A 16903-nucleotide genomic window follows, 5' to 3' on the forward strand; every position below is an offset into this window, starting at 1 on the left:
ACGTGAGCCGGGGGCGCTTCAGAGCAGTGGCGACAGCAGCCGCGCAAAGGCTTCGGGCAGGCGCGAACGCATCAGCGGGCGATGGCGCGCAAAGCGCACCTCCTGGGCGTGTTGCAGGTCGGTGCCGATCAGGCCGGCCAGCTCGGCGGCCACTGCCTGGTCGCGGAACAGCATCGACAGTTCGAAGTTGAGGCGGAAGCTGCGGCTGTCGAAATTGGCGCTGCCGACGATGCTGACATCGTCGTCGGCCAGCAGTGCCTTGGTATGCAGCATGCGCGGGCCGTACTCGTAGATGCGCACGCCGGCTTCGAGCAGCTCATCGAAATACGAGCGCGCCGCATAGGTCACCAGGCGTGAGTCGCTGACCCGCGGCACCAGCAGGCGCACATCCAGACCGCCCAGCGCAGCCGAGGTCAGCGCCATGCGCGCGGCTTCGCCCGGAACGAAGTAAGGCGTCACCAGCCAGACCCGATGCCTGGCCTCGTGGATGGCGGCGACCATCAGCCGGTGGATGGATTCCCAGGAGGAATCCGGGCCGGACACCAGCACCTGTGCATCGACCGTGCCCTGGGCGCGCGTGGGCATGTCCTCCGGCCATAGCTGCTGGCCCTGGAAGGCGGCGCGCCCCTGCCGGGTGGCATAGAGCCAGTCTTCCAGAAACACCAGTTGCAGGCTGCGCACCACGTGGCCCTGCAGCCGCACATGCAGGTCGCGATAGGCATCGCCGCGCACCTGCTCGTTCTCTTCGTCGGTGACATTGATGCCGCCGGTAAAACCGACCCGGCCATCGATGACGATCACCTTGCGATGGGTGCGCAGATTCAGCCACGGCCGTTTGAACGGCTTGAGAAATTGCGAGGGATGGAACCAGGCGGTTTCCACGCCGGCCTCGCGCAGGCTGCGCAGCGCCCGGCGCGTCATGGCCGACGAGCCGATCGCATCCAGCAGCAGGCGGACCTTGACCCCGGCGCGTGCACGCTCCATCAGCGCAGCGCAGATCGCGGTGCCGCTGTGGTCGGGCTGGAAGATGTAGTACTCCAGGTGGATGTGGTCGCGGGCGCTGCGGATCGCCTCGATGATGGCGGCATAGGTTGCCGCGCCATCCACCAGCCAGTGCACTTCGGTGGCGCTGCTTGGCGCAAGCCCGGTGGTGGACTGGGCGATCTTGGCCAGCTCGGTGCAGTCGGCATCCGGCGGGCAGACGCTGCTGTAGCTTTCCATGCCCGAGCGCGAGCGGCCGCGACGCAGGCGCTGCCGCTTCACCTTCTGCGGGCCGAGCCAGTAATAGATCAGCAGCCCCAGGTACGGCAGCGCAGCCAGCGACAATACCCAGCTCAGCGTGGCCACCGGCTCACGCTTTTGCAGCACGATCCAGCCGGCGATCCACAGCAGGTAGAGCACGTAGGCGGCGAGGAGGAGCGCTTCGAGGTGGGGAATGGTGGCCAGCCAATCCCACGCGCCCTGGACCAGTGCGAGCATGTGCGGATTCTACGGGGCGTACGCGGCGCTGCGCTGACCGCGGCGCCAATGCACCGTGCGGGCAGCGGTCTGAAAGCTTCATCGTGTTGAACGCCCGGTCGCGGCGGATGAGACACGACCGCCCTACGATGGCGCGATGGCAAGCGCAATCAAGGGCCGCGGTGCGACCGGCCACCTGCCCGGACGGTTCGAGGTCACCACACCGCAGGCCGTGGACGACGGTTGGCACGTGGACGACAGCGAAGAGTTCGCTGCCGGCGTGTTGCGCACGCAGGTCACCGAGGAAACCGCGCGCAGCATCATCAGCCGCAACCAGTCGCCGGACATCGGGTTCTCGCAATCGGTCAATCCGTATCGGGGGTGCGAGCACGGCTGCAGTTACTGCTTTGCGCGACCCTCGCACGCGTACCTCAACCTGTCGCCCGGGCTGGACTTCGAGACCAGGCTGTTCGCCAAGACCAATGCGCCGGATCTGCTGCGGCGCGAGTTGTCGCGACCGAGTTATGTGCCCAGCCCGATCGCGCTGGGCATCAACACCGATGCGTACCAGCCGATCGAGCGCAAACGCGCGTTGACGCGCCGGTTGATCGAGGTGCTGTGGGAGACGCGGCATCCGTTCACGCTGATCACCAAGAACGCCTTGGTCACCCGCGACCTGGACCTGCTGGCCCCGTTGGCGCGCGAGAACCTGGTCAACGTGCATTTCTCGGTGACCACGCTGGACCCGCATCTGTCGGCCAAGCTCGAACCGCGTGCGTCCGCGCCGCATGCACGTCTGCGTGCGATGCGCACCTTGCACGAGGCGGGCGTGCCGGTGGGGGTGATGGCAGCGCCGGTGATCCCGTGGATCAACGATCATGAGCTGGAAGCGATTCTGCAGGCCGCCGCCGAGGCCGGCGCCAGCAGTGCCGGCTATGTGCTGCTGCGGCTGCCACACGAAGTGGCGCCGTTGTTTCGCGATTGGCTGCAGACCCATCACCCGCAGCGCGCGGCGCACGTGATGAGCACCATCCAGCAGCTGCGCGGCGGCAAGGACTACGACAGCAGCTTCGGTACCCGCCTGCGTGGGCAAGGCGTGTATGCGGACCTGCTGGCGCGCCGTTTTGCGCTGGCCCACCGTCGCGCCGGTTTCGATACGCGTGAGATGCCGGCGCTGGACTGCAGCGCCTTCCGCCGCCCCGCTCCACCGGCCAAGCCGGTGCCGCAATCGCCGCAAGGCAGTCTGTTCTAGGGGCGGGGAATCGGGATTGGGGAATCGAGAATCGGAACAGCAAGAGCCGCGCTGCTGCGAATTGCTGTTGCCGTTGCGATTCCCTACTCCCGATTCCCTATTCCCCGCCGTACAAGGCCCCTGCCGACTGGAACAGGATCCAGCTGGTGGCGATGAACTTGTCGCCGCCGACCGGGCGGTTGCCACGGTGGGTATGGGTGAAGGCAGTGGGAGCGATCAACAGGCTGCCGGTGCGCGGGCGCGCCTTGCGTTGCTGGAACAGGAATTCGGTTTCGCCCTGCTCGAATTCGTCGTTAAGGTACAGCGTCCACAGCAGGTGCCGATGCAATGTGTCGGCACTGGCATCGCGTGGATACAGCTCGCAATGCCAGTACGGGTAGCCGCCCTGATCGGCGGCATACCACTGCAGATTGATCGCGCCCGGACGCAGGCAGGTGCGTGCCAGATCGCCCAGCGCCTGGTCGCTCATTTGCGCGATGTCTTCGGCCACCAATCGATGCGGGGTGCCGTCGGCGGTGGTGACCTGCAGCATCAACGGCGAGATCAAGGCCTGTGGATAGTGCCGCAGATAGCTCAGCACCCCGTCGAAGACCGCCTGTTGAAGGCGCGCTTCGACGTCTGCCCATTCGGCGATGCCGCTGATGCGCAGGTCGCGGCTGTGCTTGAGGTCTGGAAACACACCGCCACCGATGCGCCCGGGATGCAGCTGCTGGCTGTCGCGCATGCGGTGCACGATGGCCGCGCAATCGGCGCGCGAAACGGCGTTGTCGGTGACCTGGATGAAGTCGGGTTGGCTCATGCGCACGACCATAGCAATCTGCAGCACCCCTGCACAGCTCGCCTGTCCCCCCTGCGCTGCCGCTACGTGTGTCGCTTTGTATTCGTGGACGAATGACACCGGCGCACGGCCTGACGCCGCGTATGCGCGCGCATCGCGACAAAAAAAACCCCGCCGAAGCGGGGTTTTCAGCATCCAACGCGGGTTGCGACGATCAGAACTTGTAGTTGACCGATGCAGCCAGGATGTTGCCCTGCACATCATAGGTACCGGCCAGACGGTCGCCGGTGGCGCTGACCGTGTCGCTGCTCGGGTCGCTGACGAACAGGTGGGTGTAGCCGAAGTTGTACTCGGCCTGCTGCGACGGACGCCAGCTCAGACCCACCGACAGCCACTTGCGGCTGTTGTCGGGCACGCGCACGTCGCGGTGTTCGGCAGTGGTCGGGGTCTGGTCGAACGCTACGCCGCCACGCAGGGTCAGCGTCTCGCTCATGCGGTAATCGGCACCGATCGAGGCGAAGGTGGTGTCGCGGTACGAGAAGTCCAGCACGGTGTTGGGCTGGTTGGAGGCGAAGTCCAGCGTCACCTGGTCGAACTTGCTCCAGGCGGTGCGGGTGACGTCGGCCATGATCGACCACTGCTCATTCACGTTGTGCGTGAAGCTGGCGGTGGCGCTGGCCGGCAGCTTGACGGTGGCGCGGCCACTGGTGTCGATGAAGGTGCCTGGGGCGGCACGTGCGAACACGGCCGACGCATTCGGCGGAATGGTGAAGTCGACATCCGCGCCGGTGATCTTGTGCTCTACCTGCGAGCGGTAGCTGAAACCGAGGTGGGTGTTCTCGTCGATGCTGAACAGGCCACCGAGGGTGAAGCCCACTTCGGTGCTGTGGCCCTTCATCTTCAGCGAGCCGTCGGCGTTGCCCGGTGCAAAGCCCGGAACGCGCGAACGCGCCAGGATCGAGCCGGCATCCACTGCGTTGCCCAGTTCGATATCCAGGCGCTCGGCGAACACCGACGCACCGAAGGACACGTACGGGTTCACGTCGTAGGAGAACGCCACGTTGAAGTCGATTGCCTGCAGCTCGGTCTTGGTGCCGTGGTAGCGGCCGACCCAGTCACGGTCGTAGTCGGTCTTGAAGCCGAACGGCACGGTAAGCGAAGTGCCCAGGTGCATGTTGTCGTTCTCGCCGAACGGCACGTGGAAGTACATCGCCGGGACCGGCGCGATCATGCCGGCATCGCCGCCGTTGCCGCCGGACACCGGGGCGCCGTTGGCGTAGGTCGCGGTGTCGGGCTGGAACTTGGCCGAGAACTGGATGGCGCTGACGTCGGCCTGGAACAGGCGGCCATCGAGCTGGCGCATGCCGGCCGGGTTGTTGACGATGATCGAAGCATCGTCCGCGGCGCTGCCCGAGCCTGCAAAGGCGCGGCCCAGGCCCTTGGCGCTGTTTTCCTTCAGCTGAAATGCGGCGCCGTGCGCCTGGCCAACGGCCAGCACACCGGCAATCCCAACGGCCAGCAGGGTGGCGCGGCTAAGAGTGGAAGCGGTAGACATAAGTTGTAGCTCTCCGGATAAGGACTGCAATGGTCGGTTCAGCGCCCGCGCCCAGCACCAATCCAGTGCCTGGAGCGCGCCGGAGACCCCCCCCGACATACGACGCCGTACGCAGTATACCCACGACGATTAACCGAACAATAACGACCGGCACGCTGAACGCGCCGGTGGGTTAGGGCTGGGTTCAGGACGATGGACCGGCTATTGTGCGTCTCCGATGTTCGTCTCCCTCCCCTCCCGCAAGAAACCCACCCCACGCTGGGCGGTGCCTTTGCTGTTCGCCGCGGTATGGCTGGCCTATCTGTGGTCGATCAGCCGCCCCGGCGAGGCGCGCAATACGCTGTGGCTGGACTGGGGCGCATTGTCCAGTGGCGTCTCCAACCTGGGCGACTGGTGGGCGACCCTGCGCGACGGCAGCGTGCTGCGGCTGTTCACGGCGCTGTTCCTGCATGCGGATTGGTCGCATCTGCTCGGCAACCTGGTGTTCCTGTTGATCTTCGGGCTGCCGGCCGAGCGCATCCTGGGGCCGTGGCGATTGCTGCTGCTGTTCCTGCTCGGCGGGGCCGCGTCCAACCTGGCGGCGATCTTTGCGATCGGCACGCCGGACCGGGTGATCATCGGCGCCTCCGGCGCAGTGTCGGCGCTGATCGGCACCTATCTGGCGCTGTTTCCCGGCGCCAAGCTCGGCGTGGTGCTGCCGCTGGGCGTGTTCCTGGAATTCATCCGCGTGCCGGCACCGCTGTTAATCGGGGCGTGGGCGCTGCTGCAGGTGGTGTTTGCCTACATCGGCCCGGCCTTCGGCATGGTGGCGTGGTCGGCACACATCGCCGGCTTCGTGTTCGGCATCGTCTACGGGCTGTACGTGCGTGCGGCAATCGCGCGCCGCCTGCGCAAGCGCCACGGGTTCTAGCGCAACGCGCCCCCACGTGCGTGTCGGCGCGCTCAGCGCACGGTTGCCGACCACCTGGCGCTGCATGCACTGCAATGGCGCGCCTATAATCGGGCGCATGTCCAAGCCCCTGTACAAAGTCACCTTCCTCAATCACGGCAAGGTGTACGAGCTCTACGCGCGTGAGGTCACCGGCAGCCATCTGTGGGGCTTCAACCAGATCGGCGAGCTGGTGTTCGACGTGCACGATGGGCTGGTGGTGGACCCCACCGAAGAACGCCTGCGCGAAGAGTTCGGCAACACCAAGACGCTGCACCTGCCGATGCAGAGCATCGTGCGGATCGAAGAAGTGGAGAAGAAGGGCCAGTCGGTGATCCGCGACGCGGCCACCGGCGACAAGGTGGTCACTCCGTTCCCACTGCCGGGTAAACCGCGCTGATGCGCATCCTGGTGCCCGACGACTATCAGGGCGCCGTGTGCCGACTGCCCTGCCTGCAGCGGATGCAGGGCCATGATGTGCAGGTGTTGGGGGCGCTGGCCACCGATCCCGACGAGCGCGCCGAGCAGCTGGCCGACGCCGATGCGCTGGTGCTGATCCGCGAGCGCACCGGCATGGATGCGGCGCTGCTGCGGCGCCTGCCGCGGCTAAAGCTGATCAGCCAGACCGGGCGCGTGGGCGCGCACGTGGATGTGGCTGCATGCACGCAGTCTGGCGTCGCGGTAGCCGAAGGTGTCGGCTCACCGGTGGCGCCGGCCGAGCTGACCTGGGCCTTGATCCTTGCGGCCAGCCGCCGTTTGGGCAAGTACCAGCGTGCCCTGCATCAGGGCCGCTGGCAGGCGCTGGGCGACCCTGGCTTGGGCCGTGTGCTGCACGGCCGCACCCTCGGTCTCTGGAGTTACGGACGCATCGGCCAACGCGTGGCCGGGTTCGGACGCGCATTCGGCATGCAGGTACTGGTGTGGGGCGGCGATGCGTCCTGCGCGCAGGCTGTGCGCGACGGCTTTGCGATTGCGGGCAGCCGCCAGGAATTGTTTGAACGTAGCGATGTGCTGCTGGTCAACACCAGCCGCGCCGAACTGATCGCCCCCGGCGCCCTGCTGGCCGCGCTGGATGCTGGCCGGCCCGGGCAGGCGGCGGTGGATGTGTTCGAGCGCGAGCCGGTGCTCGATCCGCGCGATGCGCTGCTGCGACATCCGCGGGTACTGGCCACCCCGCACCTGGGCTATGTGGAACGCGACAGCTACGCGCTGTATTTCGAAGCGGCATTCGACAACGTGCTGGCGTTTGCGGCCGGCACGCCGCGCAACCTGGTCAATCCGGACGCGCTGGCCATCGCGCGCTGATGCGGTTCATGCGTGGCGAGTGGGCTCACGTCAGCCGATGACACCGGTCCGATGCCACAGTCCGATGAGATCGGGCGGCGCAGACAGCGCGGCAGGTCTACGTGGACGTTGAGCGCGCATGACGTTGAGGCGGCGCCTTACCCATGCCGCTGGTCATCCGCGCACCATTGCGCACGCTACGAACCGGAGTGATCGCAAGTTGCGTGCATGTCCGGGCAGGTGACGAGGCACGAACACGCGTGCATTGCGGTTTCCAAGCGCAGGCGGGCATCGGCCGACCTGCGCTTGCACCAGCTCGCCGCTTACTTGGCCGGTTTGGCCGGAGCCGGCGTGTCTGCCGGCGGTACCGGGTCTGCGGAGGGAGCGGGCTTGGCTTTCTCGGCGGGTTCTGCCGGCTTGGCCTTGTCGGTCGCCGCCGGGCGCGGCGCTGCCGGTTTTGCCTCGGAGGCGGGCTTGGTCGCTGCCTTGGCCTTCTGGGCGGCCTGGGCCTTGGCCTTGCGGGCCGCTTGCGCCTTGGCCGCCGAACCGGGCTGCTTGAGTTCGGCCAGCGCCGCGGTGATCGGGCCGTCGCCCGGCAACACATCGCCGGCGCTGTAGCCTTCTTCGCCCTCGTCGTCGCCACGCAAATGGCCGGGCAAGGTGGCTTCGCTGTAGTCGGTCAGGCTGGCCGGCACATCGGCGTCGCCCGGCTGCGGTTCGGGGGTCAGGAGCACTTCCGGCACGATGCCGCTGGCCTGGATCGACTTGCCGCTGGGCGTGTAATAGCGCGCGGTGGTGAGCTTGACCGAATCGCCGTTATCCAGCGGCAGCACGGTCTGCACCGAGCCCTTGCCGAAGGTGCGGCTGCCGATGATGCGCGCGCGCTGGTTGTCGCGCAGCGCGCCGGCCAACACTTCCGAGGCGCTGGCCGAGCCGGCGTCCACCAGCACCACCACGGGTGCGCCGCCGAGCAGATCGCCCGGGGTGGCGTCGAACTTGGCATCGCTGATGGAGATGCGCCCGCGCGTGCTGACGATGTTGCCCTTGTCGAGCAGGTCGTCGGCCACCTGCACCGCCGAGGTCAGCAGGCCGCCTGGATTGCTGCGCAGGTCCAGCACCAGGCCGCGCAACTTGCCGCCGGCCTGCAGTTGCTTGAGGTTCTTCTGGAAATCGGCACCCGTATCGGCCTGGAAGGTGCTGATGCGGATGTAGCCATAGCCCGGCTCCAGCAGCTTGCTGCGCACGCTGGCCACACGGATGGTCTGGCGCTGCAGGGTCACGTCGAAGGGCTTGGGCGCCTTGTCGCGCACGATGGTCAGGGTGACCTTGCTGCCGGATTCGCCGCGCAGCGGCTCCATGGCCTTGCTGGCATCGATCGGCTTGCCGTCGATGGCCACGATGACATCGCCGGCACGGATGCCCGCACGCGCGGCCGGGGTGTCATCGATCGGTGCGATCACCTTGAGCGTGTTGTCCTGCTGCTGCAGCAGCTCCACGCCGATGCCGTCGTAGGCGCCGCTGGCCTGCTCGTCGAAGGCCTCGGCGTCTTCCTTGTCGAAGTAGGTGCTGTGCGGGTCGAGATCCGACAGCAGGCCACGCACGGCGGCGTGCATCAGCTTCTTGTCTTCGACCGGGTCCACGTAGGCCTGCTTGACCGCGTTGTACACCGCCACAAAGCGGCGGATCTCGTCCAGCGGCACCTTGGAGACGGCGGCTTCATTGGCTTCCGGGTCGTCCGCAGTGGCCTGGGCAGCGGCGGCGGGACGGGCGGTCTGCGCCCAACCAGGCGACGCGAACAAGGCCAGCGACAAGGCAACGGACAGGACGGCTACGCGCATGAAGCACTCCGACAAAGAAATAAGACGCCCCGCACGACGGAGCTGACCGGATTATGCGCGAAGCAGCGGTAAATCCGCGTTGAATCGCGTGCCGGCCACGCCGGCAGTTCGACAGCTGCCAGCGGGCAAGGCAGCGCAGCATCGGAGGACGTCGGCACCATCGTGGAGACCATCCGACTGGCGTGGCGAACCTGCATGCTGCCGACACGCCGACAGCCGACACGCCAGGCACGTTGCCCGCAACAGCAATGTGTCGGTAAGCGATGTCCCGGCGAACGCCTGGCTAACGTCGTGCGTCGCGTGCTGCTGCACGCGCAAGCACTACCGCCGTTGCAACCAGCTCGAAGGATCGACCGGCTGGCCATTGCGCCGCAATTCGAAGTACAGCGCCGGCACGCCCTGCCCGCCCGAGCTGCCGACCTTGGCCACCGCCTCGCCGCGCTTGATCGCTGCGCCGGCGTCGCGCAACAAGGTGTCGTTATGCGCATACAGGCTCATGTAGCCGTTGCCGTGGTCCACGATCAGGATCATGCCGTAGCCGGTCATCCAGTCGGAAAACACCACGGTGCCGTCGGCCACTGCGGTCACCGTGGTGCCCTTGGGCGCGCCGATCAGCACGCCCTTGCTGGTGTGGCCGTCGGGCAAAGTGGCGTTGAAGCGCGCCAGCAGGTTGCCCGCCACCGGCCAGCTCAGTCCTCCGACCTTGGGGGCCGGTGCGGTGGCGACGACCTTGGGCGGTGTCTTGCCGGGGCGCTCGGGGCGCTCGGATTTGCCACGCTTGGCCTGCGCGGCGGCGTCGGCAGCGGCGCGTTTGGCGGCGGCGCGACGTTCGGCCTCGGCCTTGGCGGCAGCCGCGCGCAGGTTGGCCAGCAGCTGTTCCAGCGATTTGGCGTCCTGGCCCAGTGCCTTTTCGCGTTCGGCGCGCTGTTTGTAGCGATCGTCCAGCTGCGCGACCGTGGCCGCCTGCTGCGAGCGGTCCTTCTGCAAGGTGGCGGCCTGGGCCTTTTGTTGCGCGCGCGCGGCATCCAGTGCCTGGCGCCGGGCGGCGATGTCCTGCTCCACCCTGGCCAGGGCATCCAGCTGCGTGGCCAGCGCCTGGATGCGCTGTGCGCGGGCGTTCTGCACGTAGCGGTGATCGGCCAGCATGCGGTTGGCATCGCCCACCGTGTCCTGCGACAGCAACACCTTCAGCGGCGCGTTGCGACCGACCTGGTCGGCTGCGCGCAGCAGCGCCGCCAGCTGGGCACGCTGCGTCTGCAGGCCACGCTGCAATTGCGCGCGGTCCTGCTGCAGCGTGGACAGGCGCTGCTCCTGTGCGCGCATTGCCGCTTCGGTGTCGCTCAGGGCACGCGCGGTCTTTGCCACCTTTTCGTCGGCCTGGCGCAGTTGCTGGGCCGCGGTGCCGCGCTTGCCTTCCAGCGCGCGCCGATCGGCGCTGATGGTCTTGAGTTCATCGCGCAGCTGTCGCAGCTTGCGCTCGGTCTCGCGCTGGCTTTGCGCCGCCACTGCGCCGCTGCCCAGCAGCGTGCACGCCACCAGTGCGGCTGCCAGCCAATGGCGCGCGCAGCCAATGGCTGGGGCAAGCGATGGGCGCGGCAGCGGGATGGGCAACGGGGGCAACGAAAGTTCCAGTGACTTCAGGCAGGTGCGCGATTGTAGCCACCCATGGTGTGATCACCGCCACGCCCCAGACAGCCGCCACCGCGCGAGGTTCAGCATGAAGCCCCAATCTCTTCTCCTGGCGTTGTCCCTGCTCAGCACGAGCGCCTGGGCCGACGAGGACATCAGCAAGGTCAATGGCCGGATCAGCGCCGAGCCTGGCCGCAGCTACGGCGATCTGGAAACGGTCAACGGTTCCATCGAGGTGGGCGCCGGTGCGCAGACCAGGGACGTGGAGACCGTCAACGGCGGCATCCGCATCGGCGAGAACGCGCGCACCGGCGGCGTGGAAACAGTCAACGGCTCGATCACCGTGGGCCAGAAAGTGACCGTGTCCGGCGGTCTGGAAACAGTCAACGGCAGCATCCTCATCGAGCGCGGCAGCCAGATCAGCGCTGGTGTGGAAACCGTCAACGGCAGCATCGGCCTGGTGGCAACCGAACTCGGCAAGGGGATCGAGACGGTCAACGGCGACATCACCGTCGGGGTGGATTCGCATGTACGCGGCGGCATCAAGGTGACCAAGCCGAACTTCGGCTTTTCCTTCAAGCCGGCGCGCAAGCCGCGGGTGGTGATCGGCCCCAAGGCCGTGGTCGACGGACCGCTGGAGTTCGAGCGCGAGGTCGACCTGTACGTGCATCGCACCGCCAAGGTCGGCGCGGTCACCGGCGCCACCGCGCGCAGCTTCGATTCGGACGTGGCGCCCAAGGACTGACACGCTCACCACGCGCACGCTCTAAGATCGGACCTCCGTCGCACGAGAAGTTCCGATGCCCCGCAAGATCCTGTTGTGCCTGGCCGCAACCCTGGCCCTGGCCGGTTGCAAGCGCGACGCCGCCGACGCGCCGGCCACACCGGCAACGCAAACGCCGGTGGACACCGCACCCAGCGCACCGGTCAGCCGGCACGCGTTCTCGCCGGAGCTGACCGCCGGCGACTTTGCCGAGCTGGTCAAGACGCTGGCCTCGGACGACTTCGAAGGCCGCGGCCCGGGCACGCCCGGCGAAGAAAAGACCGTGACCTACATCCGCGACCAGATGCAGCGCATCGGCCTGCAGCCGGGCAATGGCGACAGCTGGTTCCAGGATGTGCCGATGGTGGAAACCACCGCCGATGCGGCCACCGCACCGAGCCTGCGTAGCGGCGAGCAGAGCCGCACCCTCGCCTTCGGCACCGACATCGTGGTCGGCACGCGCACCGGCCAGCCGGAGGTCAAGCTGGACAACAGCGAGCTGGTGTTCGTCGGCTACGGCGTGGATGCGCCCGAGCAGCAGTGGAACGATTACGCCGGCCAGGACTGGAAGGGCAAGACGGTGGTGATGTTCGTCAACGACCCCGGCTTCCACACCGGCGATGCCAAACTGTTCGACGGCAAGCGCATGACCTACTACGGGCGCTGGACCTACAAGTTCGAGGAAGCCGCGCGCAAGGGCGCGGCCGCCGCGTTGATCGTGCACGACACGCCTGGTGCCAGCTACGGCTGGGACGTGGTGAAAAATTCCTGGTCCGGCCCGCAATACGACCTGCCGGCCAAGGACGACCCGGACCCGCGCCTGCCGGTGCAGGGCTGGATCAGCGCCGACATCGCCAAGCAGGTGTTCGCCAATGCCGGTCTGGATCTGGCGCAGGCCTACAAGGACGCCAGCAAGCGCGGCTTCAAGCCGGTGCCGTTGAAGGCCAGCTGGTCGGTGGACCTGAAGAGCACCATCGCGCAGAAGACCTCGCGCAACGTGGTCGGCGTGCTGCCCGGCAGCAGCCATGCCGACGAGGCGGTGCTGTACATGGCGCACTGGGACCACCTGGGCAAGCATCCGGGCGAAAGCGGCGACAACATCTACAACGGCGCGGTGGACAACGCCACCGGCGTGGCCGGCATCCTGGAAATTGCCGATGCCTTCGCGCACCAGGACCCCAAGCCGGCGCGCTCGGTGGTGTTCGTGGCGGTGACGCTGGAAGAATCCGGTCTGCTCGGTTCCAAGTACTACGTGGCCAACCCGAGCTTCCCGCTGGACAAGATTGCCGCGGTGATCAACCTGGATGCGATGTCGGTGGCCGGGCGCGCGCGCGATGTCACCGTGGTCGGCATGGGCAGCTCGGAGCTGGAAGACATCCTCAAGCCGATCGCCGCGATGCAGGGCCGCACCCTGCACGCCGAAGCCACCCCGGAAAGCGGCTCGTACTTCCGCTCGGACCACTTCAACTTCGCCAAGGCCGGCGTGCCGGCGCTGTATGCCGATGGCGGCGAAGACCTGCGCGAGGGCGGCACCGCTGCCGGACGTGCCGCGGCCGAGGACTACGGACGCCACCGCTATCATGCCCCCGGCGACGAATACGACGCAGCCACCTGGAAACTCGACGGCACCATCGAAGATCTCCAGGCGGTCTACGGCGTCGGCAAGGAGGTCGCCGCCGGCGAGCGTTGGCCCAACTGGTATCCCGGCAACCCGTTCAAGGCCGCCCGCGACCGCATGATGGCCGGCAAGCCAGCCGCAGGCACGGCTGCGGCGGCCGAGCAGGCCGATGGCGACGCGGACGCCACCCGCATGAACACGCCGGGCGCGAAATCGAACGACACCGCGCCTGCCCGCTGAGCCCTGCGGATGCGCTGCCGGCCCCACGGCGGCGCATGGCAGCAAGTATCCGTGCGGCAAATGGCCAGTGGGTGCCGCCAACGCAAAGGGCCTCCCAACCGGGAGGCCCTTTTTTTACCGCGACTGCGCACGCATTCGTCGCAACCGTCAGCAGGCTGGCGGCTCAGTCGCCGCTAACAAAGCGGCTAGGCGGCGTGGCTGTCGCCTCGTGCACGCTGCACCTTGCAACACCGCACCGCCCTACCCGCTCAAACGCCTACGCGTCGATGCACATTGAAGTGCTCAGTCGTTATCCACACTGACCACATGCCCATCGTCGGGGTCGACGTGCAGCTCGACCTTCTGCCCATTGCGCTTGGCGTCGGCCTTCCACAAGCCGTCCTTGAATTTCAGGTCGTGCACGTCGGCATAGCCGCCGGTGGACAGCGCGGCGCGGACATCGGCTTCGCTCAGGCGCGAGGTGGTCTGGTCGCCATAGACACGGCCGGTCACCGGGTCGATGTGGACATCCACGTCCTTGCCGTCGCCGCTACGGGCATCGGCGGTCCAGACACCGTGCTCGAACTTGACGTCGTGCACCTTGGTGTAGCCCTTGGCGGTCAGCATGCTGGTGACTTCGTTAGAGGTCAGTGCCTTGGCCGGCTTGGCGGCCTCCTGTGCGACGGCGCTTTGCGAAACGAGCGCCAGTGCGCCGATCAGTGCGGTGGTCATCATGCGATGTGCCATGAGAGGCTCCTGCTGTGAAGTGCCGCCATGCTCGCCGCGTGCAGATCGTGACAGGGTGAAAACCCGGCCTCTTCCATGCGGGAAGTTCAGTTAACTGACATCTTAGCGGGCTGTTTCACCTGCCCTGCACTGTCGATTTACATCGTCGCGCCCGGCGGATTTGCCGAGCGGGTTTCCGTCAATCAGCGCTCCCAAAAAAAGCCGCCTTGCGGCGGCTTGATGACACTGGTCTGGTCAGCGTGTTTTGCCCGCAACCGGGACGCGGGCAGCAGCAACCGGTGCGCGCGTGGCGCGTGTCGCCTGCGGCGAGAGGATGGTCATCTGCGGTTTGTCGGTGCCGTCCTTGTTCGGATGCACGTTGTAGGCGTACGACAGGTTCCACCACGAGCCGGCGGCCCACCAGGTCCAGCCCAGCCACACGTCCGCATTGCTTTCCATATACCCGAGCATGCCGCGTAGCGCCTCGTTGCAGACCGCGTTGTTGGCAGTGCCGAATTCGCCGAGGAAGCCGCGCTTGCGATTGATGCGCAACCATTCGGTGAAGTTGCGCAGGCGCTCGGCGCCGATGGTGGAACTGACGCAGACGCTGGACGTGCCGCTGGAATCGATATCCAGGTATTGATGCACTTCGAACGCATACCGGTTGAGCGGATCGTAGATGGAGACCAGTGCGGTAGCGTTGGAATACCCATCGTTGGTTGGCGAATACCAGCTGTGGGCACCGGTCCACAACGCGCCGGGCACCAGGATCAGATTGGTGGCGCCGGTCCTGCGGATGGTATCGATGGCAGCCTGCGCCGCGCCCGCCCACTCGCTGGCGGAGATATTGTTCGGCTCGTTCATCAGCCCGAAGATCACCGCGTTGTCACCGTTGAATGCCAGCGCCAGGCGCCGCCACAGATCGGTGAACGTGGCCACCGGAACTTCCGGTCCGCCGATCTTGTAACCGTAATACTTGGCGTAGTTATGGATATCGATCACCAGATACATGCCCGAGGCCTTGGCACGCGCCACGGCCTGCTGCACCAGCGCCAGCTGTGCCGGGTCCAGCTCGCCGCGCGCGCTGGGTTGCAGGCGTTCCCACAGGATGGGCAGGCGGATCGTATTCATGCCGACACCAGCGAAATACGTGTAATCGCTGGCAGCGGCGTACATATAGTCCTTGTTGAGCACGCCGGGTTTTTTCGATGATGCGAATTCGGCGCCGGACAGGTTGACGCCGGCATACGTGAGCACGCGCGTTTGCGCGTTGGCCAGCGGCAGAATGCACAGCATGGAGAACAACAGCGCGCCACGGATCAGATTGCGCAGCGCAAGAGGCACAGCAGACATGGAACAACTCCTTCGACGGCGGGGGCGATGCGTGCGACCCGCTGTGGACGATCTGCGCGAGGTGCGCCGCATCTGTCCCTTCCAATGCATCTGCTGTGCCCCAAATGCCTAGCTGAGTAAATGTGAATTAAATGTGAAGTAAATATGTGCACTGAGTCGCAGTCACAGATCTCCAATGGCCTGGGCGTGATAGCGCGCTGATACGTCTGCCGCCTTTGCAAGGCAGTCGAGCGCCCTCGCCGCTTTGGTGGCGGCGCGAATTGTCGAGATAACGTCGTATGGATGCGCTTGCTGCCGATCGCATGGCGCCGGAGCACTGGCGCCATGACGCTGCCATGCGGCTGGCGCACGGTGGAGGCGAGATGCTGCAGATCACGGCGGTACCTCGCACCTCTGCGTGGGACTAAGGGGTCTTGGTCACCCGCCTGGCATGCGGGCTCAGGATCGACATCTGTGGCTTGTCACGTCCCTGCGCTTCCGGGTGCACGTTGAAGGGGTATTTGCCGTTCCACCATTTGCCCGCAGCCCAGAAGGTCCAGCCGGTCCACACATCGTTGTTAGTTTCCATGTACTTCAACATGCCTTCCAGCGCGGCATTGCAGGTGACATTGTTGCCGGTGCCGAATTCGCCGAGAAAACCGCGTTTTTTGTTGATCCGCAGCCACTGGGTGAAACTTTCAAGGCGTTTGACGCCAATCTCCTTGCTGACGCATCCGCCAACGGTGCCGCTGGAGTCCGTATCCATGTACTGGTGCACTTCGATCGCATAGCGGTTGAGCGGGTCACGGAGAGTGGCGAGCGCCACCGCGTTGGATTGGCCGGCCACTGTGGAGTACCAGCTATGCGCGCCGGTCCATAGCGCGCCCGGCACCAGGATCAGGTTATTGGCGCCGGTCTTGCGGATGGTGTCGATGGATGCCTGCGCGGCGGCAGCCCAGGACTGCGGGTTGATGTCGTAGGGCTCGTTCATCAGCCCGAAGATCACCGCGTTGTCGCTTTTGAACGCAATGGCCAGGCGTCGCCACAGATCGGTCAGCGTGGCGATGGGCACCTTCTGCGTGCCGACCTTGTTGCCGTAGTACTTGGCGTAGTTATGCACATCCACGATCAGGTACATCTTCGCCGCCTTGGCGTTGGCGACGGCCTGCCGGAGCAACGCCAGCTGCGCCGGGTCCAGTTCGCCGCCGGCCTTGGGTTGCAGACGCTCCCACAGGATGGGCAGGCGAATGGTGTTCATCCCTTTGCCGGCGAAATAGCTGTAATCGCCGGCTGCCGGGTACAGGTAATCGACGTTGAGCACGCCGGGCTTTTGCGAGGACTTGATTTCCGCGCCGGAGAGATTGACGCCGGCATACTTCAGGCCGGTCGTGCCTTGTGCATGCGCAAACGGCATGGCAGCGAGCAATAGCATGGGTAGCACGCAGCGACGCAGCGCATGCGTGTGGGAAGTGAGGGACAGCATGGGGGAACTCCTGAGACCGACAGAGGGCGATGCGTCGCGC

14 protein-coding genes are annotated in these 16903 nt (G+C 66.3%); 6 read left to right on the forward strand and 8 right to left on the reverse strand.

The window, feature by feature from the left end; translation table 11 throughout:
• Window positions 1–18 precede the first annotated feature (18 nt).
• Window positions 19–1479, reverse strand: coding sequence for a cardiolipin synthase (cls, locus tag ABQZ09_RS14995; RefSeq protein WP_349777265.1), 1461 nt, complete (start codon window positions 1477–1479; stop codon window positions 19–21).
• A gap of 136 nt (window positions 1480–1615) precedes the next feature.
• Here cls and ABQZ09_RS15000 point away from each other — a divergent pair, with 136 nt between their 5' ends.
• Complete coding sequence (locus ABQZ09_RS15000; protein WP_039564133.1) at window positions 1616–2710, forward strand: PA0069 family radical SAM protein; 1095 nt, start codon at window positions 1616–1618, stop codon at window positions 2708–2710.
• A gap of 97 nt (window positions 2711–2807) precedes the next feature.
• On the opposite strand, the gene ABQZ09_RS15005 is transcribed toward ABQZ09_RS15000, so the two are convergent.
• Entirely contained in the window at window positions 2808–3509 is a 702-nt protein-coding gene (locus ABQZ09_RS15005; RefSeq protein ID WP_039411715.1) for a 2OG-Fe(II) oxygenase, read from the reverse strand.
• A gap of 193 nt (window positions 3510–3702) precedes the next feature.
• Window positions 3703–5043, reverse strand: coding sequence for an outer membrane protein transport protein (locus ABQZ09_RS15010; RefSeq protein ID WP_184553840.1), 1341 nt, complete (start codon window positions 5041–5043; stop codon window positions 3703–3705).
• A 217-nt stretch (window positions 5044–5260) separates the two neighbouring features.
• Between ABQZ09_RS15010 and ABQZ09_RS15015 the strand changes: the two genes are divergently transcribed.
• The 3 genes from ABQZ09_RS15015 to ABQZ09_RS15025 all read left to right on the forward strand — a co-directional run bounded on the left by ABQZ09_RS15015 (window position 5261) and on the right by ABQZ09_RS15025 (window position 7276).
• Complete coding sequence (locus ABQZ09_RS15015; RefSeq protein WP_039411667.1) at window positions 5261–5953, forward strand: rhomboid family intramembrane serine protease; 693 nt, start codon at window positions 5261–5263, stop codon at window positions 5951–5953.
• Window positions 5954–6050: 97 nt separating this feature from the next.
• Window positions 6051–6371 carry a DUF1820 family protein gene (locus ABQZ09_RS15020; protein ID WP_047697057.1) on the forward strand — a complete coding sequence of 107 codons (321 nt, stop codon included), beginning with the start codon at window positions 6051–6053 and terminating at the stop codon, window positions 6369–6371.
• Window positions 6371–7276, forward strand: coding sequence for a D-2-hydroxyacid dehydrogenase family protein (locus ABQZ09_RS15025; RefSeq protein ID WP_349777266.1), 906 nt, complete (start codon window positions 6371–6373; stop codon window positions 7274–7276). The genes ABQZ09_RS15020 and ABQZ09_RS15025 overlap by 1 nt, the downstream gene beginning before the upstream one ends.
• Window positions 7277–7578: 302 nt before the next feature.
• On the opposite strand, the gene ABQZ09_RS15030 is transcribed toward ABQZ09_RS15025, so the two are convergent.
• Together ABQZ09_RS15030 and ABQZ09_RS15035 are read right to left on the reverse strand one after the other, a co-directional pair.
• Window positions 7579–9093 (reverse strand): S41 family peptidase, encoded by a 1515-nt coding sequence (locus ABQZ09_RS15030; RefSeq protein WP_349777267.1) that lies wholly within the window; start codon window positions 9091–9093, stop codon window positions 7579–7581.
• Window positions 9094–9414: 321 nt separating this feature from the next.
• The gene (locus tag ABQZ09_RS15035) at window positions 9415–10713 is read right to left on the reverse strand and encodes a murein hydrolase activator EnvC family protein (RefSeq protein ID WP_349777268.1); all 1299 of its coding nucleotides are present in this window, start codon (window positions 10711–10713) and stop codon (window positions 9415–9417) included.
• Window positions 10714–10810: 97 nt separating this feature from the next.
• Between ABQZ09_RS15035 and ABQZ09_RS15040 the strand changes: the two genes are divergently transcribed.
• A complete protein-coding gene (locus ABQZ09_RS15040; protein ID WP_349777269.1) occupies window positions 10811–11467 on the forward strand; it encodes a DUF4097 family beta strand repeat-containing protein in 657 nt (218 codons plus the stop codon).
• Window positions 11468–11522: 55 nt separating this feature from the next.
• Complete coding sequence (locus ABQZ09_RS15045) at window positions 11523–13343, forward strand: M28 family metallopeptidase (RefSeq protein ID WP_349777270.1); 1821 nt, start codon at window positions 11523–11525, stop codon at window positions 13341–13343.
• Window positions 13344–13625: 282 nt separating this feature from the next.
• On the opposite strand, the gene ABQZ09_RS15050 is transcribed toward ABQZ09_RS15045, so the two are convergent.
• The 3 genes from ABQZ09_RS15050 to ABQZ09_RS15060 form a co-directional block, all read right to left on the reverse strand.
• A complete protein-coding gene (locus ABQZ09_RS15050) occupies window positions 13626–14069 on the reverse strand; it encodes a PepSY domain-containing protein (RefSeq protein ID WP_349777271.1) in 444 nt (147 codons plus the stop codon).
• Between the two features lie 234 nt (window positions 14070–14303).
• Window positions 14304–15401 carry a glycoside hydrolase family 5 protein gene (locus tag ABQZ09_RS15055; protein ID WP_349777272.1) on the reverse strand — a complete coding sequence of 366 codons (1098 nt, stop codon included), beginning with the start codon at window positions 15399–15401 and terminating at the stop codon, window positions 14304–14306.
• A 403-nt stretch (window positions 15402–15804) separates the two neighbouring features.
• The gene (locus tag ABQZ09_RS15060; protein WP_349777273.1) at window positions 15805–16863 is read right to left on the reverse strand and encodes a glycoside hydrolase family 5 protein; all 1059 of its coding nucleotides are present in this window, start codon (window positions 16861–16863) and stop codon (window positions 15805–15807) included.
• Window positions 16864–16903: the final 40 nt, after the last annotated feature.

This window comes from Xanthomonas sp. WHRI 6106, from assembly GCF_040202405.1.
GTDB classification, from domain to species: Bacteria; Pseudomonadota; Gammaproteobacteria; order Xanthomonadales; family Xanthomonadaceae; genus Xanthomonas; species Xanthomonas cannabis.

Bases quoted from the DNA above. Each gene is read 5' to 3' on its own strand.
- ABQZ09_RS15050 (WP_349777271.1), bottom strand. From the start codon at position 14,069: ATGGCACATCGCATGATGACCACCGCACTGATCGGCGCACTGGCGCTC.
- ABQZ09_RS15030 (WP_349777267.1), bottom strand. From the start codon at position 9,093: ATGCGCGTAGCCGTCCTGTCCGTTGCCTTGTCGCTGGCCTTGTTCGCG.
- ABQZ09_RS15025 (WP_349777266.1), top strand. From the start codon at position 6,371: ATGCGCATCCTGGTGCCCGACGACTATCAGGGCGCCGTGTGCCGACTG.
- ABQZ09_RS15010 (WP_184553840.1), bottom strand. From the start codon at position 5,043: ATGTCTACCGCTTCCACTCTTAGCCGCGCCACCCTGCTGGCCGTTGGG.
- ABQZ09_RS15040 (WP_349777269.1), top strand. From the start codon at position 10,811: ATGAAGCCCCAATCTCTTCTCCTGGCGTTGTCCCTGCTCAGCACGAGC.
- ABQZ09_RS15005 (WP_039411715.1), bottom strand. From the start codon at position 3,509: ATGAGCCAACCCGACTTCATCCAGGTCACCGACAACGCCGTTTCGCGC.
- ABQZ09_RS15055 (WP_349777272.1), bottom strand. From the start codon at position 15,401: ATGTCTGCTGTGCCTCTTGCGCTGCGCAATCTGATCCGTGGCGCGCTG.
- ABQZ09_RS15000 (WP_039564133.1), top strand. From the start codon at position 1,616: ATGGCAAGCGCAATCAAGGGCCGCGGTGCGACCGGCCACCTGCCCGGA.
- ABQZ09_RS15015 (WP_039411667.1), top strand. From the start codon at position 5,261: ATGTTCGTCTCCCTCCCCTCCCGCAAGAAACCCACCCCACGCTGGGCG.
- cls (WP_349777265.1), bottom strand. From the start codon at position 1,479: ATGCTCGCACTGGTCCAGGGCGCGTGGGATTGGCTGGCCACCATTCCC.
- ABQZ09_RS15060 (WP_349777273.1), bottom strand. From the start codon at position 16,863: ATGCTGTCCCTCACTTCCCACACGCATGCGCTGCGTCGCTGCGTGCTA.
- ABQZ09_RS15020 (WP_047697057.1), top strand. From the start codon at position 6,051: ATGTCCAAGCCCCTGTACAAAGTCACCTTCCTCAATCACGGCAAGGTG.
- ABQZ09_RS15045 (WP_349777270.1), top strand. From the start codon at position 11,523: ATGCCCCGCAAGATCCTGTTGTGCCTGGCCGCAACCCTGGCCCTGGCC.